We start from the raw sequence: 26,769 nt of genomic DNA, 5'->3' as shown, positions 1-26,769 counted from the left end.
CTGAAAAAACACGTATCAATAAGGAAGTGAACTTGAAGCAGATGCGGGTATTGCAGCTAAAAAAGTCAATGAACAGAAACTTCCAACACGCAAATCCAATCTGCTAAAAGTGACTTGACGCTAAGTTTAATGAATTATTTCCAACAAATACTTTGCCAACTGAATAATTATTAAAAAGACCAGCGAATGGATGCTGGTTTTTTTGCATATTTTTTATAGAAGAATATTCATTAAGGAAGCCGCTTCACTTACTATATGTTTGAAAAGATGTTATTTTTAAATTGGTAGCTTTAAATACATAGGATAATTAGAAAAGTAGAGGGTACAGAGTTTATGAGAGAAGAGTTGCAAAAGAAAGTAGAACAATCGTTTCAAAGAGCTGAGGAGAGAGCGTCACTTTATTTTCAGTCGCTGCTTGAACAAGTACAGCAAAAATCCTATGTTTCTATCTTAATAAATGATTTCAAAGCATGGAAGCAGGACCATATTCGTTACCATTCTGTTATTTCATTTTTCTCAAAAAATCGAAAAAAGAAGGTTTCTGGAGAGTATCATTCCTATATTAAATGGCTTGACGAAGCAGGGAAACTAGACTCTTATCTTGATCGGAGCCTTTCCTATATTTATATGCGCGATTTGGGGAAGTCGCTTGATTCACCGGAGACAAAGGAAAGAGTAAGGAAAATCGTAGAATCTTTAAAGGAGTATTTAACACAAGAGCAGAAACTGAAGGAAGAACCTTTTAGCATGAAGGGCTTGTATAGGTGGGCACAAAGAGAAAAAGTAGAGACGACGGTTATATGGCTAATCGATAAACTTAAACGTGTTTCAAGGCATTTACCTGAAGGAATGGATGCAGAACATGCCCAGCGTAAATTATTGAAAATTATTGGTGGGGTGCTATTGCATGAAATAGAGGAGATCGAGGTTGAGCAGGTAACAGGGGAGCTAAGGACGGAGCGATTGGCTCAAGCGCTTAAAATGGGTTATGCATACGGGTTGACCTATCCTTTTATTGATGATCTCCTCGATTCGAATGTCCTGTCACCGAGTGAGAAAAAGCAATATTCTAACCTGATTCGAACTACGTTAACGACTGGAACGGTGCCTGCTCTTGGCAGATGGACGCAGGAAACCGAGCCTTTAATGAAGTATATTCATGCTGAGCTTCGCGAAGCCTTTGAAGCGATTAAGCAGCAGCAGGGGTCAACAACGATCGATGATTTTTTTAAGCAATCATATGTATTTTTTCAGTCACAGGAAATCGACCGGAATAAGAATATCAATAATCGCGAGTATACGAATGAAGATTTATTTATTCCGATTATTTTAAAATCTTCCTCGTCGAGATTGATCGTTCGCACAGTTCTTGGCGCCAACTTTGATGATGGCTTTGAACAACGTACGTTTTATTATGGGATATATAATCAGCTTGCTGATGATTTTTCCGATTTATTTGATGATTGGAAGGCGGGAGCTGTTACTCCGTATACTTATTATATGAAGTATCATCAAGAGCGTCCGGACTTAGTTAATCCGTTCGAATTATATTGGACAGTTATTTCCTATTTAATTCACGATGTGTATCATTCCGATGCGAAAACGCGTGAAGTGATTCTTGATCGGGCCATCAATAGTTTAAAGAGATTCAAGGAACGTGTTGGTTCAGCTAAATATTCAGAGGTGATGAACCTTTTTTCTCCTTCACATCAGGAACTTAATCATTTTATTCAAAAAATGGTTGCAAAAGCAGACGACGTCGATTTTTTTGATAAATTGCTTCGCGATCAGATGATTGCAGCATTAAGAGCCGAGCGGCAGGAGCAGGATGAATTTCAAAATGCTATGGAGGAAATGCGAACTCGACTTAATGACGCCTTGGTCATTGCTGATTATTCGATAACTGAAGAACCGATACATGAAGCGGCGAATTATAGTTTGGCAGGAGATGGAAAAAGGTTAAGATCGATTATGGCCTGGTTTATGGCGGTGAAGGAGTATAACTTACAGGAAGCAGCGGTTATGCCACTGTTAAAATCATTAGAGTATATGCACACAGCTTCGTTAATTTTTGATGATTTACCGGCTCAAGACAATGCCCCTTTACGAAGAGGAAGGGCTACGCTTCATGAAGTATATAATGTTGCAGTCGCAGAATTAACAGGAATCTTTTTAACGCAAAAGGCGGTTACAGAGCAAGCGTCACTTACCCAGTTTGATGCAAAAACGGTCTTAAAGTTGATTCGTTATGCATCTGAACTGACTGCCAACATGTGTAATGGACAGGCGATGGATTTAGAATCGAAAGGGAAGAACCTAACTTTAGACCAATTAAATATTTTATCTCTTCATAAAACAGGATTAGCTTTTGAAGCTTCACTTGTCATGCCCGCCATTCTTGCTCAGGCTGGTGATGAAGAAATTGAGGCACTGAAAAGATTTGCTTCACATGCCGGGATTACCTTCCAAATAAAAGATGATCTTCTTGATGTGGAAGGGGAGCTCAGTTTGCTTGGGAAACGCATTGGAAAGGATGCCGCAAATAACAATGCAACTTTTGTATCTGTATTAGGAAGGACAGAGGCGAGAAAAGCGATGTGGGAGCACTATTGTCTCGCGATGGAAGCATTGGAGAAGATGCCGCGCGATCTTCATTTTTTAAAGCATTTCATGAATTATATTGTTCATCGAGATTATTAGAAAAGAGGTTCTGACAGATGAAAAAACTATTATTAACTGGTTTTGAACCATTTTTAAATTTTGCGATAAACCCGACAATGCGCATTGTCGAGGAGTTGCAGGGAAAGATCGTTGGCGATTATCAAATTCATAGTGAAGTTCTTCCTGTTGACTTTCGTAAAGCGGGAAAACTCCTTCTTGAGCATGTTGATAGGATACAACCAGATGCTCTTATTTCATTAGGGTTAGCTGGTGGTCGTTATAAGCTTACACCGGAACGGATTGCAATAAATATAAATGATGGTGAAGCAGATAATAGCGGAAATGTATTGGAAGATGAAGTGATTGAAATTGAAGGACAGGATGCTTATTTATCAACACTACCCATTAGGCAAATGGTCAATTATTTAAAAGAGGAGGGGCTTCCAGCTGAAATTTCAAACACGGCTGGAACTTATCTTTGCAACCATGTGATGTATCAGGGATTACATTATGCTAAAGCTCATGAAATGCAGATGCCCTCAGGGTTTATCCATATTCCAGCATCCCATGAACTTGCGATTCAGCACGGCAAGATTCCAAGCTGGTCACATGCTGATTTGAAAAGAGGAATTGAGATTTGCATAAAAGTACTATCTGAACGTTAGGTGATTCCTAACGTTTCAGATTGTCGATAACAGGTATCGAGAGGGCTTTCCTCTCGATGTTTTTTGTCTTTTTTGGTGGGGTGATGTTTGAATTACATTAATTACCGTCTTTTCAGGAGAGGAGCGTGCGCCGTACCTCCTCTGAGCAGTCGCTATGAAGTCCTCATGGGGATGTGTGGAAATGGAGAGTCAGTAAGCATCTTGCGGATATGGTGCAGGGGGAATCGGAAATATGGGAATGGCTATTTCAAAAATAAACAGATGCATGGGGCGTAATAGTGAAAAAACACTATGGTAAACTCATATATATTGGTCAAAAGGAAAGAAAAGGAGTTTGTTAACAATGATGGAGTTTTTCACCACAAAGGTGAATCAAAAATTCCACCTACACCTAGGATTAAGGATTTTCATAACAAACGAGGTTTTAAAGCAAAATGGCTTTAATTTCTACGGAGGTGATTTAAATGTCAGTTAACAGTTTTAATCCATATTTTTCAGAAAAAGCTAAAATGGAAGTAAATGTGAATGAACAAGGAGTTTCTTTCGTTGGTAATTCTGAAGGATACCTTGCGTTTGCTAGGTTTTTCAATTATCTTGCTGAAGTTCATATGTCAATAAGAGAGGAAAAACCTCAGCCTGAAACAAATACAGTATATGGATATGGTCCTTATCACATAAGCCATTATGTAACGAAAAAGGCAATTCAGCAAGGTGATTTTATTTTTAGTCCTGGTCCAATAAAAAAATTGGGAACATCTGAAGCTACTCAAGATATCCTTTTTTGGCTTTCAGATAAAATAGGCTCCGATTTCTGGAAAGGAGAAGCAGAAAGTGGAGCTACAGATGAATGGATAACTAATGCTATATTTATGTCTATTGAAGATGATGTCAAGGAAAGTGACTAATTGATATTACAGTTTAAATCAGATTTAGAAAAGTTGATCTGGGTGTCTTTGTAACTTGATAACTCTTACAAGAACTTTGTAAAAATTACAAACGAATCCATTATTTTTGCGGTGCAATATCCATGGGTTTATTTCTCCAAAATGGTTGTTGCTAAATTTTTTATGTTTCACATTTGTGACTTAGCTCCTGAGCAGCAAAGCTTTAATCTGTACGATTGCCATTAAATTTTCTTAATCCAGATGGAATATTTGTTGTTCTTGTTAATCCATACAGAAATAAATTGAAAAAATATACAAGTCTTCTACCAGGACGGCAAAGTGAAAAGAAAAGCAAATGGATAATCGAGGTTCACGAAATAACAAGAAAAATAAAGGAGGATAAACATGGAGGAGAATGTTATCATTGCAGCATTAAAACGATCACTTAATGAAGGAGTAATGGTCTCTGTCTATTCAAGTCATATTGAGCCTGATAAATGCTCCATAGGTTATATTGACTTAATATCATCTGAACATTTTATTATGAAGCATGTTACACCTGACGGGAAGAGCGATGGTTATATTGTAAGGAAAATAGAAGATGTTTTCAGGGTAGATATTAACGGGGAATATGAAAAAAATCTAGAATTACTTTATCGTCTACAGAAACAACAACACCAACAATTTGTTAAAAACAATAAAATCGAAGAAATAAATTTATTTGAAGAGACCCTTATTTTTGCTCAAAAGAATAATTTAGTTGTCACTATTTGTATAGATGAAACTGAAAACCAAGATGATATAGTTGGATTTGTTAAAAATATTAATGTTCAAGGGGTCACAATTTCTAGAATTTCTTTAAATGGATTAGAAGACGGGGAAACGAGTGTTTTCATTGAGCATATTATTAAAATTGATTGTGATACTATTGATGAAAAAAAATATATGTTGCTGTTTGCTCATAAAAAGAATTAATTGGTTAATGTAATTGTTAGAAGAACATGATTAATTTTTTGCATATAAATAGGAGCTGCTTTTTGTAGAAGATTTTATAAAAATTTCCAATCAATCTACTAACATCATTGTTTTATTAAAAGGGTTTGCTAACAAGCAATCCTTTTTTATTTTGCCTAGCTGAAGGCACGTCCTGACTTAACGAAGTGATTGGAGAAAGCAGATTTTTTCGTTTCATCAAGTCGGATCTAAAATGACATGCTCAATAAGATTGTTTTAAGACAACTTTGAGAAAAAAGAATAAAGAAATATTCCAATAAAGATACTAATTGCAAATGACTTTTTTTGTAAATTTTTATATTGAGGAAAGGAACGGGAGTATATGAGAAAAAAAGCGCTCACATGGATATCATTCTGTTTCGTATTGCTGTTTTCTTTATTCGCAAATGGAGATTTAATTCAAGGGCAACAGCCGCAAGGGTTACCCCAACTCGAAGGAGGATCAGAAAATAAGGAACGTGTGCGATATCCCATTTCCAATTATTTATTGCAAGAAAGATATCCAGAAACGGTTGTATTAAGCGGTCCACAAACGTCACGAATGGTGGCTTTGACCTTTGATGATGGCCCTGATCCACGTTTTACTCCACAAATATTAGATATTTTAAGGGAAAACGGAATAAAAGCGACTTTTTTTCTTTTAGGTTCAAGGGCAGAAGCCTATCCTGATCTCGTGAAACGAATTGTGGAAGAGGGTCATATTATTGGCAATCATACATATTGGCATCCGAATCTTGTAGAGGAGGAAGATGTTCGTGTTTTAGAAAGAGAAGTTTCACGAACAGAGAGCGGCTTGGCTAATTTAATCGCTTATCGTACTAAGCTATTTCGCGCCCCGTATGGTTTTTTAAATAATGAGTTAGTAGAGCAGCTTAGAGATATGGATTATACAGTTGTTGCTTGGTCGGTGGATTCATTGGATTGGCATGAATCTCCACCAGACCAAATTGCTTATAATGTTCTTAGCAATCTTCATCCAGGAGCAATTATTCTCATGCATGATGGGGCAGCATGGGATGAGGACCGGACGAATACGGTGAGAGCTCTTCGCCAAATCATTCCAGCGATAAAGGAACAGGGCTTCGAGTTTGCAACTGTGCCAGAACTGTTGAATATTCCCTATCGGAAGTGATGAAGGCGGGCAATCATGAATCACCTAAACCGAAGCACGATAAATAATAAAGCGAAATTTCGGGTGACCGTAGTAATGCTTTTATAAATTTAGCTAGTAGATAGTACATGGGCTCCATGTGCTATTTCTTTGTTTAAGCGATTTTAGCATGAAATGGAACCTCACAACATAAATTACTTTGAATCATTTTTTTCTGAAAGAGAGGTGTTCAAAATAAAAAAGGGAAGCAGGAATCCTTATGAGAATATTCCCCAGCCGATTAGAGAGGATGGAGCGGGTGCAACCGATCTGGGGCCGAGGGATGTGTTGAGGGATATTGAAAACCCTGATATGTTAGTACCTCCAAAAACGGATGCTGGAACGATTCCAAATTTAAAGTTTTCTTTTTCTGATACTCATATGCAGCTATATCATGGTGGATGGTCACAGGAAATTACGGCAAGGGAACTGCCGATATCGACGACACTTGCAGGGGTGAATATGCGTCTCACTCCAGGTGGTGTTCGGGAATTGCATTGGCATAAACAAGCGGAATGGGCGTATATGATTTTAGGTAAAGCGCGCGTTACGGCAGTTGATCAAAAAGGAAGGAATTTTATTGCTGATGTTAGTGAAGGGGATTTGTGGTATTTTCCGGCGGGAATTCCTCATTCGATCCAAGGTTTAGAAGGTGGTTGTGAATTTTTGCTCGTTTTTGATGATGGGAATTTTTCTGAACTGAGCACTTTTACGATTACGGATTGGTTTGCGCATACCCCAAAAGATGTACTTTCGGCTAATTTTGGGGTTTCAGAGCAGGCATTCGCCCATATTCCCACTAAACAAAGATATATGTTTCAGGCCGAGGTACCTGGAGCAATTGAAACAGATGAAGTGTTAAGCCCATATGGAACGGTTCCACAAAGTCTAACCTACCGCTTGCTTCAGCAAGAACCAATGATAACTTCCGGTGGTTCAGTTCGCATCGTAGATTCGACAAACTTTCCTGCATCCGTGAATATTGCAGCGGCCTTGGTTGAGATTAAGCCAGGCGGTATGCGCGAGCTACATTGGCACCCGAACAATGACGAATGGCAGTATTATTTAACGGGAACAGGGCGAATGACTGTCTTTGCTGCAAGTGGAGAAGCGCGCACTTTTAATTATCGGGCTGGGGATGTTGGTTATGTACCATTTGCGATGGGACACTACATTCAGAATACTGGAACTGAGAGTTTATGGTTTTTGGAGATATTCCAAAGCAAACGTTTCGAAGATGTTTCATTGAATCAATGGATGGCCTTAACTCCCAAAAAGCTCGTAGAGGCTCACTTACATGTTGGCCCTGAATTAATGGATTCGCTACGAAAAGAAAAAGCACCGGTTGTTAAATATAATGAACGAACAGATAATAGCTAACGTTTCAAAGAGCTATCCGCACAGATTCCATTTAAAAAGCAAGGGAAGAATAATGAACCATTTTTCTTCCCTTGCTTTCCTTTAGTAATTTCTGTTTTTGCTTGAGCGACTAGTACAGCAGAGCTCTCTTGATTTTTTTCTTAGTAGAAAGAATAGCTTTCCAGTATATTGCTTAGTCTATCATAGTTTGCCTCCACCTTTTGAAATGGTATTTTTTTTCTTTAGCTTTGTTAAACCATCTTTTTGATAAAAACGGTATATAATATCGCTTTTTTAAAAAAAAGGGAGGTTCTCCTCTTTTATTATGGAGCAGGATTTTTTGAGTGGAGCTTTATGATTATGAATCATTATCCTAGCTCTGGCTCATATCCTTTATTTTTTAAGGCTTCCATAATTTCTTCTATATGTTTTTGATCTCTAGTCTCAACTGAGAGGGAAAGCTGAGCATAGCTTGGATAAATCTTGTCTCCGATATGACTTAATGAAATATCGAGAACATTCCCTCTTCGGGCTGTGACGACTCCCAATATTTTCTCAAGATTGCCCGGTTGGTCTTTCAAAATAGTACTGAAACGCATAAATCTACCAGCCTCGACCATGCCTCTTTCGATAATTCTTGAAATAAAACTGACGTCTACATTACCACCGCTAATCAGGCAAACCACTTTTTTGTTTTTTATGGGAACCCTCTGATAGAGTAGAGCGGCAAGGGCAACAGCACCGGAACCTTCAACAAGCAGCTTATTTCTTTCCAATAGCATGAGCATCGTACGGGCAATTTCTAATTCATTTACAGTAAATATTTCATCGACATATTTTTGAGCCAGTTCAAATGGAATCTGGCCCGGTTTTTTGACGGCTATTCCATCGGCCATAGTTGGATCAGCTTCAACGGTAACCGGTCGGCCTTCAACAAATGATATCGCCATGCTTGGACAAGCACCAGCCTCAACACCATAGATTTTGATGTGGGGGTGTTTTTCTTTTACAGCCGTCGCTATTCCAGCGATAAGTCCTCCTCCTCCGATTGGACAAACAATGGCGTCTACATCTGGTAGCTGTTCAATTAGCTCAAGGCCAACAGTACCTTGTCCGATTATAACCGTTTCATCATCGAAGGCGTGGACAAAGGTTGCTTCTGTACGGGCTTTTAAATCTAATGCATAGGCGAGGGCATCATCGAAGGAGTTCCCTTGTAGTTCAACGTTAGCACCGTATTCTTTTGTTGCCTGAACTTTGCTTAATGGAGCCCCGATAGGCATCACAATGGTACAGGGGATATTGAGCATCGCACTTGCATAAGCGACTCCTTGAGCATGGTTCCCTGCAGAGGCAGCCACTACTCCTTTTTGCAGCTCGTCTTTTGATAAAGAGATCATTTTATTATAGGAGCCTCGTACCTTGAAAGAGCCGGTCTTTTGAAGATTTTCTAGCTTTAAATAAATATCATTTTGTGCGTAATTGCTAAAAGTACGTGAATAATCTAATGGTGTTACATGAACAATGCCTTTCATTTTTTCATGCGCTTTGACAATATCTTCATATGAAATCATTTTGCTTCTCCTTTTAATGCATAAGTCAGTTTTACTAGTAAAAAGATTGCGCTCGATTTATGCGAAAATGATGTTTCAAATGCAAAATAATGATGATTTGTTTTTTTATGAACGTTTCGTAACTAAAGATGAAATTGATGCAGTTTTTTTTCTTATTTTTGACTAAGGAGAAAAGCTTATTCGGTTATTTTCAAGGATGTATGAAAACCGGGGTTCCGATAGGTATGATACTCGCAAGCTCTTCAACATCGTGGTTATACATGCGAATGCATCCTCTAGAGACGGCCTTGCCGATAGAACTTGGATCGTTTGTTCCATGAATCCCGTAGTGTTCCTTTGATAAACTCATCCACATCGTTCCAAACGGCCCTCCTGGATTCGGTGCTTTATTAATAATGATATAATTGCCCACTGGTGTGTCATGAAGCATTCTCCCAACAGCTATTGGATATTGCTTTTGTTGTATACCATCGTGAAGTAAGGTTAATCGGCGATTGGTAATTGAAATGTCGATCAGATATGGGACTGTACTGATGTCAGGAAAACCAGGAATGACAATTGTCTGGCCAGGATAGAGCCGATTAGGATCTATGAAGGGGTTCGCTTGAATGATGGAGGATAAAGAGGTGCGATAATCCCTTGCAATTTGATGTAAAGTTTCCCCTGTTTTTATCGTATGGATCATGATGCATAACCTCCCAAGTAAAGATAGTACAGTGTATGGAGAGAAGATTTTCTTGCTCTTTAATGCTGAAAAAAATAAATAAGCTACATTTAGCAAATTCTATAATCATAGCGTGTTAACGTGAGGATAAATTTTACGGAGGAAACGAATGAAACAGCGAAACAGTTTATTAAAGCAAGGAAATAAGTCATCATTGATTGCATCAGTTGTCAACGCGATTATCGCTTTTGTAAAAGGAACGGCGTATTTTTTCACAGGGAATGTGGCGATGTTTGCAGAGACGATGCATTCGTTAGGGGACGCAGCGAACCAATTTTTCGTTTACATTGGCAGTGCATTAAGTAAAAAAATGCCGACGGATCACTATCCGAATGGGTTCGGACGCCTTGTTAATTTAGTCTTACTAGGAGCAGTTCTTGTTGTTGGAATTATGAGCTATGAAACCATTAAAGAAGGGTATAAGCATATTGTGCACCCAACGGAATCAAAAGGGATTGCCATTAATATTATCGTGTTAGCAATTGCGATGCTTATGGAGGCATACGTACTTTTTAAGGCTATGAAAGAGGTGCTTCATGAATCAAATGTGGAGGCAAAAGGGATAGCGATCATTCCGACAAGTTTCCGCCATTTAGGCCGGGCGAAGCCTGCAACAAAGCTTGTATTTATGGAGGATTTCGTTGCTACGCTGGGAGGGTTGATCGCAATTATTGGGATTTTGTTAGCTTATTTTGCCGGTCTTCATGCGGCAGAAGGAGTTGCTTCCATTCTAATCGGAATTATGATGTTCTTTGTCGTCGGAAGAGTCTTTTTAGATAATGCAAAAGGAATTCTCGGTGAAGCAGATGATGACCTTGAAGAGGTCATCGCCAAATATATATTAGAGCAGCCGGAGATTAAAGATATTCAAACTTTATATGCGATAAAGGAAGGGGAGGATTTTCATATTGAAATGAAGCTGGAAATCGATCCGAATCTAACTGTCGCTCAAGCCGGTCAAATAAAAAATAGAATTGAAGCGAAAATTCATGACATGAGAGGAGTAACGGATGTCATTATTGAATTTGATGAGGATGATGGCATTCCTACTTGGATTCCTACTTGATTATAGCTTTTATGAAGTTCTTTTTCGAGGGATGATAAGCTAGCATCTAAATGCACTTAGCGGAATGGGCAAGAGGAATATCTTAAAACAGCCGGGTTATTTTTATCGCTATAACGATGAATAGTGTATAATAATAGGTATTATCTGTTCATAAAGGAAGGTAATTTATGTCATTGGTGGAACATGAAAATATAACGAGAATAATGTTAGATGAAAAAGAGTACATCTTAATTGGTACGGCTCATGTATCTAAACAAAGTGCAGAGCAAGTAAAAGAAGTAATTGAAGCAGAAAAACCTGATGCTGTCTGTGTGGAACTTGATGAACAAAGATACCAATCGATTATGGCAGGAAATAGTTGGAAGGACATGGATATATTTAGTGTCATTAAGCAAAAAAAAGCTTCTCTACTGCTTATTAATCTTGCTATTTCTTCTTTTCAAAAAAGAATGGCTAATCAATTAGGAATTCAGCCTGGACAAGAAATGATTCAAGGAATTGAATCGGCTAAAGAGATGGGTGCAAAGCTCGTGCTTGCAGATCGAAATATTCAAATAACCTTTTCGCGCATTTGGCATCAGGTAGGACTTTGGGGAAAAGCACAATTACTCTCTCAAGTAGTAGCGAGTATTTTCAGTAAAGATACAATTTCGGAAGAAGAGCTTGAGAAGATGAAAAGCAAAGATATGATTAATACGGTCTTGAATGAATTTACTGAGTCTTTTCCTCGTTTGAAAGTCCCGTTAATTGATGAACGTGATCAGTATCTTGCGCAAAAGATTAAGGATGCACCGGGGAAAAAAATCGTTGCTGTTTTAGGAGCAGCGCATGTTCCTGGTATAAAGGAAGAAATTAAAAAGGAACATGACTTACAACAATTATCAAAGCTTCCACCAAAATCGCAGGCTCCGAAAATCATCGGCTGGTCGATACCGATTATTATATTAGCGATTATTGCTTATACGTTTTTAGCCAACCCTGATGCTGGCTTACAGCAAACGCTAAGCTGGGTCCTTTGGAATGGCTCTTTATCAGCGCTAGGAACAGCTCTTGCATTGGGGCATCCACTTGCTATTTTAACTGCCTTGGTTGCAGCTCCGATAACATCATTAAATCCGCTTCTTGCCGCCGGTTGGTTCGCTGGGTTTGTACAAGCCTTTTTTAATCGGCCAAGCGTCAGCGACTTTGAAACCCTGACAGAGGATGTTTTTACTGTTAAAGGCTTTTGGTCTAATAAAGTTACTCGTGTTTTGCTTGTTATCGTCTTCGCTAATCTCGGAAGTTCATTGGGCACCTTTATTGGTGGAGCTGATGTGATCCGCTTGTTTTTTCAAAACTTTTAAAATGCTGCCAACAACTGAAAGAGCATCCAATAGGCTGCTCTTTTTTGGTGTCTAAATATTCATAACAAGAACGCAAACTACGGGCAATAACGCTCAAAATTATCAGAAGAATTTTGTCATTGCCATACACAATTTCCGCACTAATTTTGAAAACAGAGCAAGTATCCTTCTTTGTTATAAAAACTTTCCCGTCTTTTCTTCCTGTCAGCAGGAAAAAAATGGTTTGTCTCTTCAGCATATGTTGTTACAACCATGCATACAATGGTAAACGGCAATACCTTCCTTACAGGAGTGGAGAGAGAATAAAGAAATTGGGGAGGAAATATGGGGAAATTTCGTTGGAAAGGTCTGTTTACCGTTGTTTTGATGTTGATAGTACTTGGGGGTTGTTCAAAAGAGACAGAGACAGTAGTTAAAAAAATGAAAACACATAGGGTCGCCGCTGCAGAAGAGTTAAATAATAGGCTTATAGAAAAAGAAATGCAGTTTGTTATTGATATTATTGATCCGTCGACAAAGGAGATTATTTGTACCATTGACCCGAAAGAGATGGATGGAAATGATGAAAGTTTTAAAGCGGAGCTTAAGAGCTGGGCGAGGGAATTAGCAAGGGGGACAGAAAGCTCTGAAGGCTATGATCAACGGATGGTGTTAGACAAATTAGATGAGAATGGACAAATTAAAAAAGGAAAGCCAATGATCATCCTTGAAGAAGAGGAATTAGTTAATAGAGTGATCGAAGCGATGGATAGGGGCGGTCCGGTGGAATTGCCATTAAAAGTGACAGAAAGTCAGTACTCCCTAGAGGAAGTATCGCAGTTAGATGAAGTAGTTATCGCTTCCTATACGACTTACTTTGATAGTGGAGTTATAGGGAGGGCGAAAAATATTGAGTTATCTGCGGCTGCAATTAATAACGTAATTTTTGGAGTTGGTGATATTTTTTCTTACAATGAGATTGTCGGGCCGAGGGATGAAGCAAGCGGCTATCAAAAAGCGATGGAAATCGTCAACAAAGAGCTTGTTGAAGGGATTGGTGGAGGTGTTTGTCAAACATCCTCAACCCTATTTAATGCCGTTGATCAAATTGGAGTAGAATATATTGAATGGCATCATCATTCCATTAGCATCGGTTATGTACCTGTTGGGAGAGATGCAACTGTATCCTATGGAGGGCTTGATTTTCGCTTTCAGAACCCCCATGATGTTCCGTTTTTGATAAAAGCATTTGTCGATGGGGGCTCCCTTACTGTTGAAGTAAGAACTTCAGAGAAAAATGCCAAGAAATTAAAAGGGGAGTAGCGGTGTCATCTGCAGCTAACATTTCTCAACTTTTATTTTTTTTGATGACTCTATGAAAAGGGTCTTTTTTTTTGAAAATCTTTCAAAGATTAATGCTTTCCATATAAATGAAAGCGATTAAAGTTGTATAATGGAGAGTGATAGATAGACAAAAGAATGCTTAGGGAGGACGAGGAAGATGCGAAATGATGAGATGCTATTAATCCCGGGGCCAACACCTGTGGTCGACTCTATTTATGAGGCTTTAGCTAGTGAAACGAGAAGCCATACTGATCCACGATTTACAGCAATCTATAAAAGTGCGATCGAAAAAACAAAAACCATGCTAAAAACAGATGGTGAAGTTTTTGTTATTTCTGGTTCAGGTACGATTGCGATGGAAATGGCTTTAGTTAATACAGTTGCTGCCGGAGAGAAGCTGTTGGTAATTAGTCATGGCTACTTTGGCGATCGATTCATTAAGCTCGGAGAGGCTTTTGGAATTGAAGTTGATGTCCTTCAGGCAGAATGGGGAAAACAAGTAGACCCGTTAGAAGTTGAGAGGAAGTTGGCGCAAACGCAGTTTAAGGCCGTTACGATTACACATGCAGACACTTCTACTGGTGTTGCGGCAAATCTTGAGCTTTTGGTGCCGCTGATTAAAAAATATGGGGCACTTGTTATTCTTGATGGTGTATGCGCAACGGCAGCAATGGAAGAGGATATGAGCAAAGGTTACGGTAATGAAGAGGCAAAAATCGATGTGATCTTAACAGGATCACAAAAGGCAATCGGTGTTCCACCAGGTCTTGCAATTGTAGCGTTTAACCAGACGGCACTTGCTGCTCGTGAAAAAATCGAACGCGTTTCAGCCTATTATTGTGATATTTACAATTGGATACCTATTATGAACGATCCGTCTAAATATTTTGCTACTCCTCCTGTAAATCTTGTTTATGCATATGATGAAGGGATGAGATTGGTTTTGGAAGAAGGAATGGAACAGCGTTACAAACGCCATGCTGTATATGGTACTGCTGTAAGAGCAGGACTTTCAGTGTATGGAATGAAAGCGCTGGCAGATGAGGGAGTTGCAGCAGCTACTTTAAGCTGTATGCTATATCCAGAAGGAATTGACGATGTAAGTTTCCGCACTGCTCTTGCGGAAAAAGGCTTGATTGTTGCAGGTGCATTGGCACATTTGGCCGGTAAAGCGTTTCGAATTGGACATATGGGGAATACAACCGTTGAAATGCTAGAAAAAGCAATTGTATTAATTGGTGAAACATTAAATGAGCAAGGCTTGTCTGTCAAGATTGATAAGGCGACCGAGGTCTTTAGAGAGCATACCTTAGCCGTTTTAAATAACTAAACAAACCATTGCTGTCATCTCTTATATGTGTTTGTTATTGAGGAATAAAAGCATATAATATGATAGAGATGTAAGAAATGGAGAGTTAAAAATGTATTTAACAGTGAAAGAGACGGCCGAGTATTTGTCAATGCCAGAGTCAGCTGTTACGGAGCTTATTTTGGCAAAGAAAATCCGTGCTGTCCATGATGGTGAACAGTATTTAGTGAATCGAGATCAGTTTCAAACTCATTTAAAACAAGTAGAAAAATATAAGGAAATAGTGGAAGAAATCCTTAATGAACCAATTCTAGAGGATTTGGATGTAAAGGATGAAGACTAGAGTGAAAGGCGCCATTTTGGAATTGGCGCCTTTATTTTGTTGTGCTGTATCTTTTAGTGAGAGTATTGATACGAGAGAAAGAGTCAATAATTGTTTCGAAGATCCGTATTTTTTTGCTTGGAATGCAGACGAAACTGTGACATATCACTGTATGGCTTGGTTTGACATCCATTTTTGTATAAATATAAAGTTGATATACTATTTATTCGAAATTTGCTTGAAAAATGAAGGGTGATCATTTATGATGTTTAAGGAATTAATCTAATAGTATTTTAAGAAAGTAATTTTATAGAGTTGCCTAGAAATAGGGTTATTTTTCACATCTTGGAATAATTTTAATTCGTCCACGATAAAATACAATAGACAAGAGGTGTGTACAATGAGTAATGAGCCAAATTCTAAAGCTTTGTCTTATTCAACGATAGATTTTCTCAAATTTTTAATCCCTTCTTTAATTGGAATTTCTTTATTCATGATTCCTGTGAAAACAGGAGAAGGGATTACTATTCCAGTAGCAATGATTGCCAATCATTTAACGGAATTTTTATCAGCATCAATTCCGATGCTAGCAGTTATTTTAATTTCGCTTTCTGTTCTTGGCTCCTTCATTGCTGTGTTATTGAAACCGCGTTATATGGAGAACAGCCCATTTCTGCATCGTTTATTTGCGGTTAATAAATTTTGGCTATTTGCCCGACTAATCGGTATGATGATTGCGATTATGACGTTATTTCAAGTAGGACCAGAGTGGATTTACTCTGAAGATACGGGAGGGCTTCTCCTTTATGACTTAGTTCCGATTCTGTTTTCGGTCTTCCTTTTAGCGGGCTTTTTATTGCCATTGCTATTGAATTTCGGTTTGCTCGAGTTTTTTGGAGCGTTATTGATGAAAGTGATGAGACCTGTCTTTACTTTGCCAGGCCGCTCATCTTTAGACTGTCTTGCATCATGGGTCGGCGATGGTACGGTTGGTGTGATCTTAACGACAAAACAATATGAAGAGGGTTATTATACAAAAAGAGAAGCTGCTGTTGTGGCAACTACTTTTTCCGTTGTATCGATCACTTTTTCCATTGCGATACTTTCGTATATGAAATTGGAACATTATTTTGTTCCTTACTATATTACGATCGTATTAGCAGGTTTTGTTGCTGCATTAATTATGCCGCGCATTCCACCGCTATCAAAAAAGGCGGATACTGGCTATGAAAATGTAAAATTAAAAAAGGAAAGTCCTATTCCACAAGGGGTATCTCCGCTAAAATGGGGAGTATCAGAGGCTGTATCAAAGGCAAGGAAAAATAATGGTGTAGTTGGAACGGTAAAAGAAGGGTTCCAAAATGTGCTTGATATGTGGCTAGGTGTTTTACCAATCGTGATGACGATTGGTACAGTTGCCCTTGTAATTGCAGAGTTTACTCCATTTTTCACAATTCTCGGAAAGCCGTTTGAGCCGATTCTCGCTTTAATGCAGGTTCCTGAAGCTGGAGTTGCGGCACAAACGATGGTTATTGGGTTTGCTGACATGTTCCTTCCGGCTGTAATCGGAAGCGGGATTGAAAGTGAACTGACACGATTCGTTATTGCTGGAGTTTCAGTTACCCAATTAATCTACATGTCTGAACTAGGTGGTTTATTGCTTGGTTCCAAGCTTCCGCTGAACTTAAAAGATTTGATTCTTATCTTTTTGCTCCGAACAATCATTACGTTGCCAATCATTGTGGTCGCCGCACATATTATCTTTTAATCTGAAAAGGTCAGTCCGTTTTTGAGGGGACTGACCTTTTTCCTTATAATCCAGTCGTTTCGGATTCGAAGTTTTCCTTCATTTCAACACCGTGTTCCTTCGTTAATTTTTCAATATTATAATTGAAGTCGCGAAGAAGCTTTCGCGCCTCATCGAGCATTGCATTAGCTTCCTCGATAATAGCACGGTCTTGGTATTCTAGAGCAGTGACGATACGTGTAAAGGCATTATATTGAGTGTTGACACCTTCAATATAGCCTTCATGCACCTCCCGCAGCTCTTCTGATTCAAGACGAATTGCTTCCAGCTTATTCATAAATTCCTGGTAGGTCGGGATAACATCCATTAAAAGTACATCGTACAATAATTGATCAGATGTATAATTGACACCAGTGACACTGTCATAAGCTGAAATTGCTTCTGTTTCCAAACCAATAATATTGGCGAGATCGTCATTTAAGTAGGTTTCCAATTCCTCCTTGATCGGATCCTCTGAAGAACAGGCACTCATCACCAAAAAACAAAGAAAAATAGGGAGCAACAGTAATTTTTTCAATGGTCCACCTCCATAACAATAATGTATGAAGGGGAAAAGCTTGGAGGTTCATAATAATTTAATAAAAGTTGATAAAAAATGGGAAAAGCGTAGGTGCGAAAATTTGTACAAAAAGGCAATAGATTGTTGTATAGTGTGTATGTGAATATAAACAGCATAACAATTAAAGAGTTTGAACATGGTGAAATATGGAAACAAACATTATGGTTAGCCAAGTTTTCATCTCAAAAAGTAGATGACGTTCCTTCTTCAAAGCTTATGATGAATGTCATTAAACGTGATCAAGGCAAGGTTTACATAGAAGGTGAGAATGTTTCTAATTGAGATGAAAAGTTGGGAGAACGCAAGAAAGAATGCTCAAGTGATTGTTTCGAAAAGGGCGGGTAGAACCGAAGACTATTTCAATCTAAAGCTAAATCAAGTGGTTGCAAGTAGAGTTGCTGCAATTAGAGGATATTCTTTTGATTTTGATAAATGAGTCTGCCCCATAACTATATGTTGTGAAGAAGTGATCATGCTAAAGGCTCTTGGAACTGTCTGCAAATCATAAAACAGAATACACGACCATCCCATTGATCAGCAGATAACAGCAGACTTATGTAGTAGAATATTAAAGAATTATGTGATCATATCGTTTCATAGAAATGATTTAAAAATATGTTGCTCATATTGTTTTGAATGAAAATAGATAACTCTCAAGTCAGAATGATCATTACTATGATACCTATTGAAATCCGCTCTTTCTATGAAATCTCTACGATTTCTTTCAGTAGGTTTTCTTAATGTATATAGAGGAATGGGACATTTTATATGAAGGAGTAACAAAAAGTTATGAATATAAAACAAATCGTTCTACACAAACTTCAGATGCAGTTAAGGGCTCCGTTTGCAACGAGTTTCGGTACAATGGCAGATAAAGAATTTTTTATGGTCGAGATGGTTGATGAAGATGGTGTTCGTGGTTTTGGTGAATCGGTTGCTTTCGCAAGCCCGTGGTACACAGAGGAAACCGTGACAACCGTTGAGCACATGATGAGAGATTTCTTAATTCCCCTCCTTTTTCATGCGCCCATTAACCATCCTGACGATGTTTCGAATCGATTTTCTCCAATAAAACGAAATAATATGGCAAAGGCCGCATTAGAAGGGGCCGTATGGGATCTGTTTGCAAAGCGAAAAAACCTCCCTCTCGCTACCTGTCTTGGCGGTGGGAAAACAGCTATTGATGTTGGAATCAGTGTGGGTATCCAACCAACAATAGAAGAGCTGCTGAAAAAGATCGAACAATATGTAATGGAAGGCTATAAGCGAGTGAAATTAAAGGTTAAGCCTGGATACGATCTGGAGGTGTTAAAAGAAGTAAGGAGAGCATTTCCTAATCTTCCGCTCATGGCCGATGCCAATTCAGCTTATACATTAAATGATATTATGCATTTACAAAGGTTTGACGATTTTAACTTATTAATGATTGAACAGCCGCTTGGACAAGCTGACATAATGGAACATGCAAAACTGCAAAAGGAGCTGCAAACACCTATTTGTTTAGATGAAAGCATTTATTCTCTTGATGATGCAATGCAGGCAATTGAACTAGGTGCTTGTCAGATTCTTAACATCAAAGTGGGGCGTGTCGGCGGACTAACGGAAGCTAAGAAAATCAATGATTACTGTAAAGTCCATAACATCCCTGTTTGGTGTGGGGGGATGCTGGAGGCTGGAGTTGGAAGAGCGCATAATATCGCCATTACAGCATTGGATCAGTTTATTTTACCTGGAGATACTTCTCCGTCAAATCGTTATTGGGAAAAGGACATTGTCATCCCTGAAGTGAAAATGGAACAGGGAGTGATTCAAGTTCCAACTACCCCCGGTATTGGCTATGAAATTGACTGGGCAACAGTTGAGAAATATCGGGTGGAAAAGCACATATTTGAGAACAAGTAGAATAAGATATGTAATTAATGAGAGCCAATATCTCAGTTCCTTATGAAAGAGTATGTCTCAAGCCTTGAGAGCCCTGAAATGCCCCTTTAAAATGATTTATTAGTGAAAAAAACTCTTTTGCACCGATGCTTGCAAAGGAATATATTTAAAGATAATCACTTTCCACTTCTCCATTAAAGCTTGGATTACTTCAACTTGGGCAAGTCAATGCTAAACGTTTATGTTGAAACTTTTTAAGACAGAAATGCGTATAAAAATAATAGTTTTGATTCTTTTTAAAAGGAGTTTTCATTATGGCAAAACGGTTTTCTATGGCGTTAATGATAATGGTATTAGCTATTATAGCTTTATTATTAGCTGCTAAAAATCCAACAGGTCCTAATACGGTTTCATTCGATGATCCACTAAACCTATGGTTCTCTCTTGGAACACTTATTGTGCTATTATTACCCCCGCTAATATTATCGTTTTTTAATCATCCTGTCCTAAATATTATTTTTGCAATTTACCAAGGCTTCGTAGTATTAACTTTTTTAGGTCTTATTTTAGTAGGTTTTTTGATACCTAGTATTTGGATTATTTTAATTGGTGCTCTAGGTATCGTAATTGGGATTAGTAGTATTGTCATGAGTTTTCTTGGGGGAATTAGGAAAGCTTACTAGAAGGTTATTTTTTTGAAGGGTCCTTATGTTATAAATAGGGATCTTTTATATTGACTAATTGGATAATGCTGTTGAACTTTAGTGCCCTTCTGTAAAATATTACACAGTAAAGCTATAATTTAATAAATAAATCACCCGAAGAGATAGGTAACTTTTTTTTGAATAGGTTAATCAAGTTGTTATGGAAGTTGTAGTAAAAGTAATAAAATAAAGCCCCTCAATCTTCTAAGGGATTGAGGGACTCGATAATTATCTCTTAACAGCGTGGACATAGTGTATGGTTTCGAATGAAGTTAAATAATCCGTTCTGTTATGAAAGAATAGCTCGTTTATTTTAGTTGGAGATAAATGTTCGTATATCAACAAACCAGATTTCTCAAGTAGGTTCTCAATTTCATCATATTTGAAACACGATTTCATTGGTTCCCCACTTGCTGCAGCCATTTTTACCATATTTTCAACTCTATTGGATATACCTTTTACTTTAAAGAGTTGTTCATCTGCATAATCAAACACAATAGAGCTACCAGAAGGAGCATTTTTAAATAAATGATTGATTAATGCTGTATTTTCCTCTTTCGTTAAATAATATGAAACACCTAAAAGGCTAAAGAAAGTTTTTTTATTTTGAAATCCTTTCTTGACTAAATCCTGATAAGTAAACTTAGTAGTAAAGTCCATTGATACAAAACTAAGATTGCTCGGGATGTTAAGTTTAGCTTCTTCTAACCTCGTCACTTTAAATTTTTGTGTGGCTGGATGATCAATTTCAAATATTTGCAGCTCGTTTTTTAACTCTGGATATCTGAAGCTGAAAGTATCGAATCCAGCTCCAAGGATGACATATTGTTGGACACCTAATTTGATTTCATTAAGTAATACTTGTTCACAATAAGCGGAGCGCGCTAAAGGTGTTGGGGAAAGCTGAACCTGTGTAATCCACTTTAAAATTTCTTCAGGATTATTATTGAATTTTTGACCGATATCGTTGTTGAAAAACTGTATACCATTTATCATATTGTTGCCGATTGCAGAAAACTCTTCATCAGAAATGAACTGGCATGCAATAAAATCATCTAAAATTTTAGGTGAATCATATTTGCTGTGATACGCACGACCAAATGCAGATACTAAGGAAGTTAAACTGGATTCATTGTTTTTCATACCATTTTTCTCTCCCATATATAAAATAAGGTTCCCCTGGCCAGGAGAACCTTATTGTATACTACATTAATTTAAATGTAAATTATAGCATAAACGGATTTTTTTGTCAAATATTTTAACCTTGGTTCCTATTAAGAAGCCTAGGGATTATAACAGGAAAGATATTTCAAAAACAAAGCAAGAGGTATACGGGGTGTCGTGAGATGATGTTTTTATAAATTAAAAAGAGTTTAGGGGGAGACTTAAATGAAAATGTATGCAACAGAAGATATACCGAGTAGTAAGATCGTAGATTTTTTTAGGTCCCATTGGGGTAGTCAAGAAATGGTTATTTCTAGTGGAGTGTATGATTGTAGTAAATTAGATGGGTTTACTATTGTAAATGATGAAGACAAAATCATCGGCTTGATAACATATATCATTAAAGATAAAGAATGCGAAATTATTTCATTAGATAGTATTGAAGAAGGAAAAGGAGTAGGTACATCCTTAGTCCAAATAGTAGAAAATCTCGCTGTCAAAAAAATTGTCAACTTATAAAAGTGCTCACAACAAACGATAATTTATTAGCATTAAAGTTTTATCAAAAACGTGGTTTTACTCTCTCCAAAGTGCTAAATAATGCTGTTGAGAAGGCTAGAAAGATTAAAGCTGAGATTCCGTTACTTGGCAATGATGGTATTCCAATCAGAGATGAGATTGAGCTATTAAAGTTTTTAAATTAACTCTGTTTTCGTGATGGTTGTAGCTAAAGCTCTTACGATATTCGAATACAGAACATGAAAATTTATCATTATCAGTTTTAGGTACTCAGAGTATAGATAAACTCGAAGAATTTCGAATTTATCTATACTCTTTATTCTTTTGAGGAATAGTGGGCTATACATATTCTTTTTACGGTTGTTTTATACATTATTATACAATAATGCGCTATAAAAATAATATTTTATAAAAATATATTGCATAAATAATCATATGTTAGTATAATTACAAACATATTAACTAGAAAGAACTTACGAAAGTGTAAGATAAAAGGAGATTAGAAAGATGAAAAAACTATCAAAGCTAAGCTTTTTAATAATTTTAGCGATCGCAATTGTCCTCTCTGGATGTGGAACAAGTGAGACAACAAGTGGAGGAGATGAAAACAAGCCCCTCAAGCTTGTTACAAACGCTGCGTATGCACCAATGGAATACATGGAAGGTGATAAAATCGTTGGCTTTGATATAGATTTTATTGAAGCTGTTGCTGAAGAAGCCGGCTATGAGTTAGATATTAATCATGTCGGATGGGATTCCATGCTTCTCGAAGCGAAAGAAAAGGTTGCAGATTTAGCGGTTGCTGCCATCACGATTAATGATGACAGAATAGAAACATATGATTTCTCTGTTCCTTATTATTTATCTACTAATATGATTTTAGTAAAAGAAGGAAGCGATATTAAAAGCGCTGACGATTTAATAGGTAAAACCGTTGCGGTTCAGAATGGCACAACAGGACAGGAGTCGGCAGAAGCTCTGCTTGGCGTAAACAGCGACAGCATTAAGAAATTTGAAGACAATAATTTAGCGATCCAAGAGTTGTTGAATGATGGAGCAGATGCTGTAATCGCTGATAATACTGTAGTTGAAACGTATGTAAAAAATAATCCTGAACAAAAGCTTGAAGTTGTAAGTGATGAACAAAACTTTGCTCCAGAGTTCTATGGAATCCTTTTTCCGAAAGGCAGTGAATTAAAAGAGGATTTTGATAAAGCTGTTAATACTATATTAGACAATGGAAAGTATGCAGAAATTTACAAGGAATGGTTCGGAACTGAGCCCGATATAGAAGGGCTAAAAGCGGCGCAATAAAAGCTCATATTCCTTCCGCTCGTGAAAAACATACTCAAAATGTTCACAGGAAAATAGCACAAAATGGTATAAAATTGAGTATGTGTGTTATTTCACATAAAACTACAAAAGCGGAAGGAATGTGGATCCTATGGCTTCTTATAAACCGGAAGAAATCATTGAAATTACGATTAATCACGGTGTGAAAAAGGCAAATTATCCTTTTTTGAAATCGCTGATATTAGGGTTTCAGGCAGGAGCTTTTATTGCTCTTGGTTATTTGCTTTACATACGTGTCACAGCACCTCTTAGCGGCGAATTAGAAGGATTATCGACCATTATAGGAGCGTCGCTATTCCCAATCGGCCTAATTTTAACATTAATGGCTGGTGGCGAATTATTAACAGGCAATATGATGGCTGTCCCGTTGGCCAGATATGCTAAGAAGATAAAAACAGTGGCTTTACTAAGAAATTTAGCTGTTATTACGTTAAGCAACTTTTTCGGGGCTCTATTTGTTGCTTACTTTTTTGGTCATATCGTTGGTCTTACTGAGTCGGGTGTTTATTTAGAAAAAATGATTGATATTGCCGAACATAAACTGGATGGTTCATTTGTTCAGGCATTTGTCTCAGGAATTGGCTGTAACTGGCTTGTGGCATTAGCCGTCTGGCTTTGCTACGGTTCAAATACGTCATCAGGGAAAATTTTAGGAATTTGGTTTCCGACGATGACTTTTGTCGCTATTGGTTTTCAACACGTTGTTGCCAATATGTTTGTCATCCCTGCTGCCATTTTTGCTGGTTATTTAAATTGGTTTGATTATATTTCTAATTTTATCCCAGTATTTTTAGGGAATTTAGTAGGAGGTTCCATTTTTGTGGCTATGCTGTATTGGTTTTCTCTTCATCATCATCACAACAATAACGAAAGAGAAAACCAATCATTAAAGGCAAGTTAATGATTGAGGGGAAAATGATATATATCCTTCTCACTGTTTACAGCTATTTCTATCTTAGAATAGGATTTTTCCAATAGTTTTTAAGTTGCGAACATGATCTTAACTCAGTATAATAATGTTATATCTGAATTTAAAGAAAATTCAAAACTTAAAATGATTGTTGAGGGGGAAATTTTGTGAAGATTGGTAAGAAGGTGCGGTTCATTATACTAATGGGGCTTGTCCTGATCGTGTCCGCTTGTGGAGCGAGTGAAACTAGCTCGAATGATTCAGAAAACAATAGCGGGGATGAAAAGAAAACACTAAGGCTCGTAACAGATGCCGCATATGCACCTATGGAGTATATGGATGGGGATCAAATTCTCGGTTTTGACATTGATCTAGCGAAGGCTGTCGCTGAGGAAGCAGGCTACGAATTAAAGGTGGAACATGTTGGCTGGGATCCGTTATTTGTTGAAATTGACAATGAAAATGCTGATTTGGCTATTTCATCGATTACGATTACAGATGATCGAAAAATGTCATATGATTTTTCCGTCCCTTATTACGCATCTTCAAATGAAATTTTAATTCCTGAAGGCAGTGATATTCAAAGTGGTGCGGATTTAGCTGACAAAGTTGTAGCTGTTCAAAAGGACACGACTGGGCATGAAATCGCAGAATCTATTTTAGGAAGCAATCACAAAAATATAAAGCCTTTCGAAACGACTCCACTTGCGATTCAGGAACTATTGAGCAATGGTGCAGATGCGGTTATTGCAGATAAGCCGGTCGTAGACGAATATGTTAAAAACAACTCACAGCAAAACTTAGTTGTAATTACGGATGATAGTTTTGAAGAAGAATTTTATGGTCTACTATTTCCAAAAGATAGCAAACTGGTCGCAGAATTTAATGAAGCGATAAACAAGCTTTTCGATAATGGCAAATATGCGGAAATTTATAAGGAATGGTTTGGTGAAGAACCGGATATAGAAGTGTTAAAGGCACAGCAATAATAGAGGAAGTTTACGACTCAAAATTGCGTAACCACACGTTTGTGTTACGCAATTTTTTTTCAAAGAGGTGAGATAACATGGATTTTCGCTTTGATTTAATTATGGACTATTTACCTTTCTTTTTAAGGGGAACATTATATACGATTGGTATTTCATTATTAGGAATTTTATTTGGTACGATATTAGGATTGCTTATTGGGCTTGGGAAAATGATGAAAAACAAAATACTTGCTTTCCCCTTTCTGTTATATATCTCGTTTTTCCGCGGTACGCCATTTATCGTGCAAATTTTCATTATTCACTTTGGTGTAGTCCCGGCGATTATTGGCACGACCAATGGGATTGCTGCAGGAATTATCGGTTTATCACTAAACGCTGCCGCATACATTGCTGAAATCTTCCGAGCAGGAATTCAATCAATTGATCGTGGTCAAATGGAAGCAGCCCGCTCATTAGGGATGAATCATGTTCAAGCGATGAGATATATTATTCTACCGCAAGCGTTTAAAAGGATGATCCCACCGCTTGGCAATGAGTTTATTGTCCTATTAAAAGAATCTGCTATTACTGCCCTAGTTGCTGTCCCGGAGATTATGTATTGGGGAAGAGCGTTCCAAGGCCAATATTATAGAGTGTGGGAACCATACTTAACAGCTGCATTAATTTACTTTATTTTAACTTTAACATTAAGCTACTTATTAAGTCGTTTAGAAAAGAGGTTAGCAACAGAATGATCAAAGTGGAAAAGCTAAAGAAATCGTTTGGTGCTAATGAGGTTCTGAAGGATATCAATGCTTCGATCAAGCAACAGGAGGTTGTTGTGGTTATTGGTCCTTCAGGTTCGGGAAAATCAACCTTTCTTCGTTGTCTTAATTTATTGGAATCCATTACAGGAGGGCATGTTTTTATTGAAGGAATTGACATAACAGCAAAGACAACGGATATTAATAAAATCAGAGCGGAAGTCGGGATGGTATTTCAGCAATTTAATTTATTTCCTCATAAAACGGTGTTAGATAACATTATGCTCTCACCTATCAAAGTAAAGAAAATTGATCATGGAAAAGCGAAGGAGAAGGCGCTAGAGTTACTGAGAAAAGTAGGATTAGAGGAAAAGGCTGATGCCTTTCCTGATTCGTTATCGGGCGGACAAAAACAGCGGGTAGCTATTGCGCGGGCATTAGCGATGGAACCGAAAATCATGCTTTTTGACGAGCCTACTTCAGCGCTTGATCCGGAAATGGTGGGGGAAGTACTAGAGGTGATGAAGCAGCTTGCGAAGGAAGGGATGACCATGGTTGTCGTTACGCATGAGATGGGCTTCGCCCGTGAGGTAGGCGATCGGGTCTTATTTATGGACGGTGGCTATATTGTTGAAGAAAATGTTCCACACGAGTTGTTTGACAATCCACAGCATGAACGTACGAAGGCATTCTTGAGTAAGGTTTTATAGATATGATATAGTAGAAACCGAGCATTTTTAAAGCTC

Annotated in this window: 25 protein-coding genes and 1 pseudogene; 22 read left to right on the top strand and 4 right to left on the bottom strand. The window is 37.7% G+C overall.

What is annotated here, in order from left to right:
• The first annotated feature begins 333 nt into the window (after positions 1–333).
• The 6 genes from PZE06_RS15715 to PZE06_RS15690 all read left to right on the top strand — a co-directional run bounded on the left by PZE06_RS15715 (position 334) and on the right by PZE06_RS15690 (position 7,754).
• Positions 334–2,700, top strand: coding sequence for a polyprenyl synthetase family protein (locus tag PZE06_RS15715; RefSeq protein WP_150948316.1), 2,367 nt, complete (start codon positions 334–336; stop codon positions 2,698–2,700).
• Between the two features lie 17 nt (positions 2,701–2,717).
• Positions 2,718–3,326: a pyroglutamyl-peptidase I gene (locus PZE06_RS15710; protein ID WP_150948318.1), complete on the top strand. Its 609-nt coding sequence runs from the start codon at positions 2,718–2,720 to the stop codon at positions 3,324–3,326.
• A gap of 464 nt (positions 3,327–3,790) precedes the next feature.
• Positions 3,791–4,231 carry a hypothetical protein gene (locus PZE06_RS15705; RefSeq protein ID WP_191963245.1) on the top strand — a complete coding sequence of 147 codons (441 nt, stop codon included), beginning with the start codon at positions 3,791–3,793 and terminating at the stop codon, positions 4,229–4,231.
• A 384-nt stretch (positions 4,232–4,615) separates the two neighbouring features.
• Entirely contained in the window at positions 4,616–5,185 is a 570-nt protein-coding gene (locus PZE06_RS15700) for a hypothetical protein (RefSeq protein WP_150948321.1), read from the top strand.
• 361 nt (positions 5,186–5,546) lie between these two features.
• Positions 5,547–6,356, top strand: a complete 810-nt coding sequence (locus PZE06_RS15695) for a polysaccharide deacetylase family protein (RefSeq protein ID WP_150948324.1) — start codon at positions 5,547–5,549, stop codon at positions 6,354–6,356.
• Positions 6,357–6,569: 213 nt separating this feature from the next.
• Complete coding sequence (locus PZE06_RS15690; RefSeq protein ID WP_225310705.1) at positions 6,570–7,754, top strand: oxalate decarboxylase family bicupin; 1,185 nt, start codon at positions 6,570–6,572, stop codon at positions 7,752–7,754.
• 347 nt (positions 7,755–8,101) lie between these two features.
• Here the strand turns inward: PZE06_RS15690 and ilvA are convergent, their stop codons facing one another.
• Positions 8,102–9,307: a threonine ammonia-lyase gene (gene ilvA / locus PZE06_RS15685; protein ID WP_150948330.1), complete on the bottom strand. Its 1,206-nt coding sequence runs from the start codon at positions 9,305–9,307 to the stop codon at positions 8,102–8,104.
• 190 nt (positions 9,308–9,497) lie between these two features.
• On the bottom strand, positions 9,498–9,992 hold the full coding sequence (locus tag PZE06_RS15680) for a L,D-transpeptidase family protein (RefSeq protein WP_150948332.1): 495 nt from the start codon (positions 9,990–9,992) through the stop codon (positions 9,498–9,500).
• 148 nt (positions 9,993–10,140) lie between these two features.
• On the opposite strand from PZE06_RS15680, the gene PZE06_RS15675 reads away from it, so the two are divergent.
• From PZE06_RS15675 to PZE06_RS15650, 6 genes are all read left to right on the top strand, one after another.
• Complete coding sequence (locus PZE06_RS15675; RefSeq protein WP_150948335.1) at positions 10,141–11,097, top strand: cation diffusion facilitator family transporter; 957 nt, start codon at positions 10,141–10,143, stop codon at positions 11,095–11,097.
• A 176-nt stretch (positions 11,098–11,273) separates the two neighbouring features.
• Positions 11,274–12,440 carry a TraB/GumN family protein gene (locus PZE06_RS15670; RefSeq protein ID WP_191963247.1) on the top strand — a complete coding sequence of 389 codons (1,167 nt, stop codon included), beginning with the start codon at positions 11,274–11,276 and terminating at the stop codon, positions 12,438–12,440.
• A 324-nt stretch (positions 12,441–12,764) separates the two neighbouring features.
• Positions 12,765–13,742 (top strand): VanW family protein, encoded by a 978-nt coding sequence (locus PZE06_RS15665; protein WP_150948341.1) that lies wholly within the window; start codon positions 12,765–12,767, stop codon positions 13,740–13,742.
• Between the two features lie 178 nt (positions 13,743–13,920).
• On the top strand, positions 13,921–15,093 hold the full coding sequence (locus PZE06_RS15660; RefSeq protein ID WP_150948343.1) for a pyridoxal-phosphate-dependent aminotransferase family protein: 1,173 nt from the start codon (positions 13,921–13,923) through the stop codon (positions 15,091–15,093).
• A gap of 91 nt (positions 15,094–15,184) precedes the next feature.
• Positions 15,185–15,415: an excisionase family DNA-binding protein gene (locus PZE06_RS15655; RefSeq protein ID WP_150948346.1), complete on the top strand. Its 231-nt coding sequence runs from the start codon at positions 15,185–15,187 to the stop codon at positions 15,413–15,415.
• A 379-nt stretch (positions 15,416–15,794) separates the two neighbouring features.
• Positions 15,795–17,162, top strand: coding sequence for a YjiH family protein (locus PZE06_RS15650; RefSeq protein WP_150948349.1), 1,368 nt, complete (start codon positions 15,795–15,797; stop codon positions 17,160–17,162).
• Between the two features lie 43 nt (positions 17,163–17,205).
• Here the strand turns inward: PZE06_RS15650 and PZE06_RS15645 are convergent, their stop codons facing one another.
• Positions 17,206–17,718, bottom strand: coding sequence for a hypothetical protein (locus PZE06_RS15645; RefSeq protein WP_150948351.1), 513 nt, complete (start codon positions 17,716–17,718; stop codon positions 17,206–17,208).
• Positions 17,719–17,811: 93 nt separating this feature from the next.
• Here PZE06_RS15645 and PZE06_RS15640 point away from each other — a divergent pair, with 93 nt between their 5' ends.
• The 4 genes from PZE06_RS15640 to PZE06_RS15625 all read left to right on the top strand — a co-directional run bounded on the left by PZE06_RS15640 (position 17,812) and on the right by PZE06_RS15625 (position 20,324).
• A complete protein-coding gene (locus PZE06_RS15640) occupies positions 17,812–18,042 on the top strand; it encodes a hypothetical protein (RefSeq protein ID WP_150948354.1) in 231 nt (76 codons plus the stop codon).
• The gene (locus tag PZE06_RS15635; RefSeq protein WP_191963246.1) at positions 18,029–18,196 is read left to right on the top strand and encodes a hypothetical protein; all 168 of its coding nucleotides are present in this window, start codon (positions 18,029–18,031) and stop codon (positions 18,194–18,196) included. The genes PZE06_RS15640 and PZE06_RS15635 overlap by 14 nt, the downstream gene beginning before the upstream one ends.
• A gap of 353 nt (positions 18,197–18,549) precedes the next feature.
• A complete protein-coding gene (gene menC / locus PZE06_RS15630) occupies positions 18,550–19,662 on the top strand; it encodes an o-succinylbenzoate synthase (protein WP_150948356.1) in 1,113 nt (370 codons plus the stop codon).
• 293 nt (positions 19,663–19,955) lie between these two features.
• The gene (locus tag PZE06_RS15625; RefSeq protein ID WP_150948359.1) at positions 19,956–20,324 is read left to right on the top strand and encodes a hypothetical protein; all 369 of its coding nucleotides are present in this window, start codon (positions 19,956–19,958) and stop codon (positions 20,322–20,324) included.
• A 249-nt stretch (positions 20,325–20,573) separates the two neighbouring features.
• Here PZE06_RS15625 and PZE06_RS15620 read toward each other — a convergent pair whose 3' ends face one another.
• A complete protein-coding gene (locus PZE06_RS15620; RefSeq protein ID WP_150948361.1) occupies positions 20,574–21,488 on the bottom strand; it encodes a class I SAM-dependent methyltransferase in 915 nt (304 codons plus the stop codon).
• Positions 21,489–21,734: 246 nt separating this feature from the next.
• On the opposite strand from PZE06_RS15620, the pseudogene PZE06_RS15615 reads away from it, so the two are divergent.
• The 6 genes and pseudogenes from PZE06_RS15615 to PZE06_RS15590 all read left to right on the top strand — a co-directional run bounded on the left by PZE06_RS15615 (position 21,735) and on the right by PZE06_RS15590 (position 26,733).
• Positions 21,735–22,213: pseudogene (locus PZE06_RS15615) on the top strand (GNAT family N-acetyltransferase).
• Positions 22,214–22,535: 322 nt separating this feature from the next.
• Positions 22,536–23,342 carry a basic amino acid ABC transporter substrate-binding protein gene (locus tag PZE06_RS15610; protein ID WP_150948366.1) on the top strand — a complete coding sequence of 269 codons (807 nt, stop codon included), beginning with the start codon at positions 22,536–22,538 and terminating at the stop codon, positions 23,340–23,342.
• A 130-nt stretch (positions 23,343–23,472) separates the two neighbouring features.
• Positions 23,473–24,282, top strand: coding sequence for a formate/nitrite transporter family protein (locus tag PZE06_RS15605; RefSeq protein ID WP_150948369.1), 810 nt, complete (start codon positions 23,473–23,475; stop codon positions 24,280–24,282).
• A gap of 176 nt (positions 24,283–24,458) precedes the next feature.
• On the top strand, positions 24,459–25,280 hold the full coding sequence (locus PZE06_RS15600; protein WP_225310704.1) for a basic amino acid ABC transporter substrate-binding protein: 822 nt from the start codon (positions 24,459–24,461) through the stop codon (positions 25,278–25,280).
• Between the two features lie 77 nt (positions 25,281–25,357).
• The gene (locus PZE06_RS15595; RefSeq protein ID WP_150948372.1) at positions 25,358–26,014 is read left to right on the top strand and encodes an amino acid ABC transporter permease; all 657 of its coding nucleotides are present in this window, start codon (positions 25,358–25,360) and stop codon (positions 26,012–26,014) included.
• Positions 26,011–26,733, top strand: a complete 723-nt coding sequence (locus PZE06_RS15590) for an amino acid ABC transporter ATP-binding protein (protein ID WP_150948375.1) — start codon at positions 26,011–26,013, stop codon at positions 26,731–26,733. The genes PZE06_RS15595 and PZE06_RS15590 overlap by 4 nt, the downstream gene beginning before the upstream one ends.
• The last annotated feature ends 36 nt before the right edge of the window (positions 26,734–26,769 follow it).

Origin of the sequence: Robertmurraya sp. DFI.2.37, assembly GCF_029211245.1 — a bacterium.
Taxonomy (GTDB): Bacteria; Bacillota; Bacilli; order Bacillales; family Cytobacillaceae; genus Robertmurraya; species Robertmurraya methanolica_A.
Note: the sequence above shows the minus strand (reverse complement) of the source record. Positions and strands in the feature narration are given on the sequence as shown.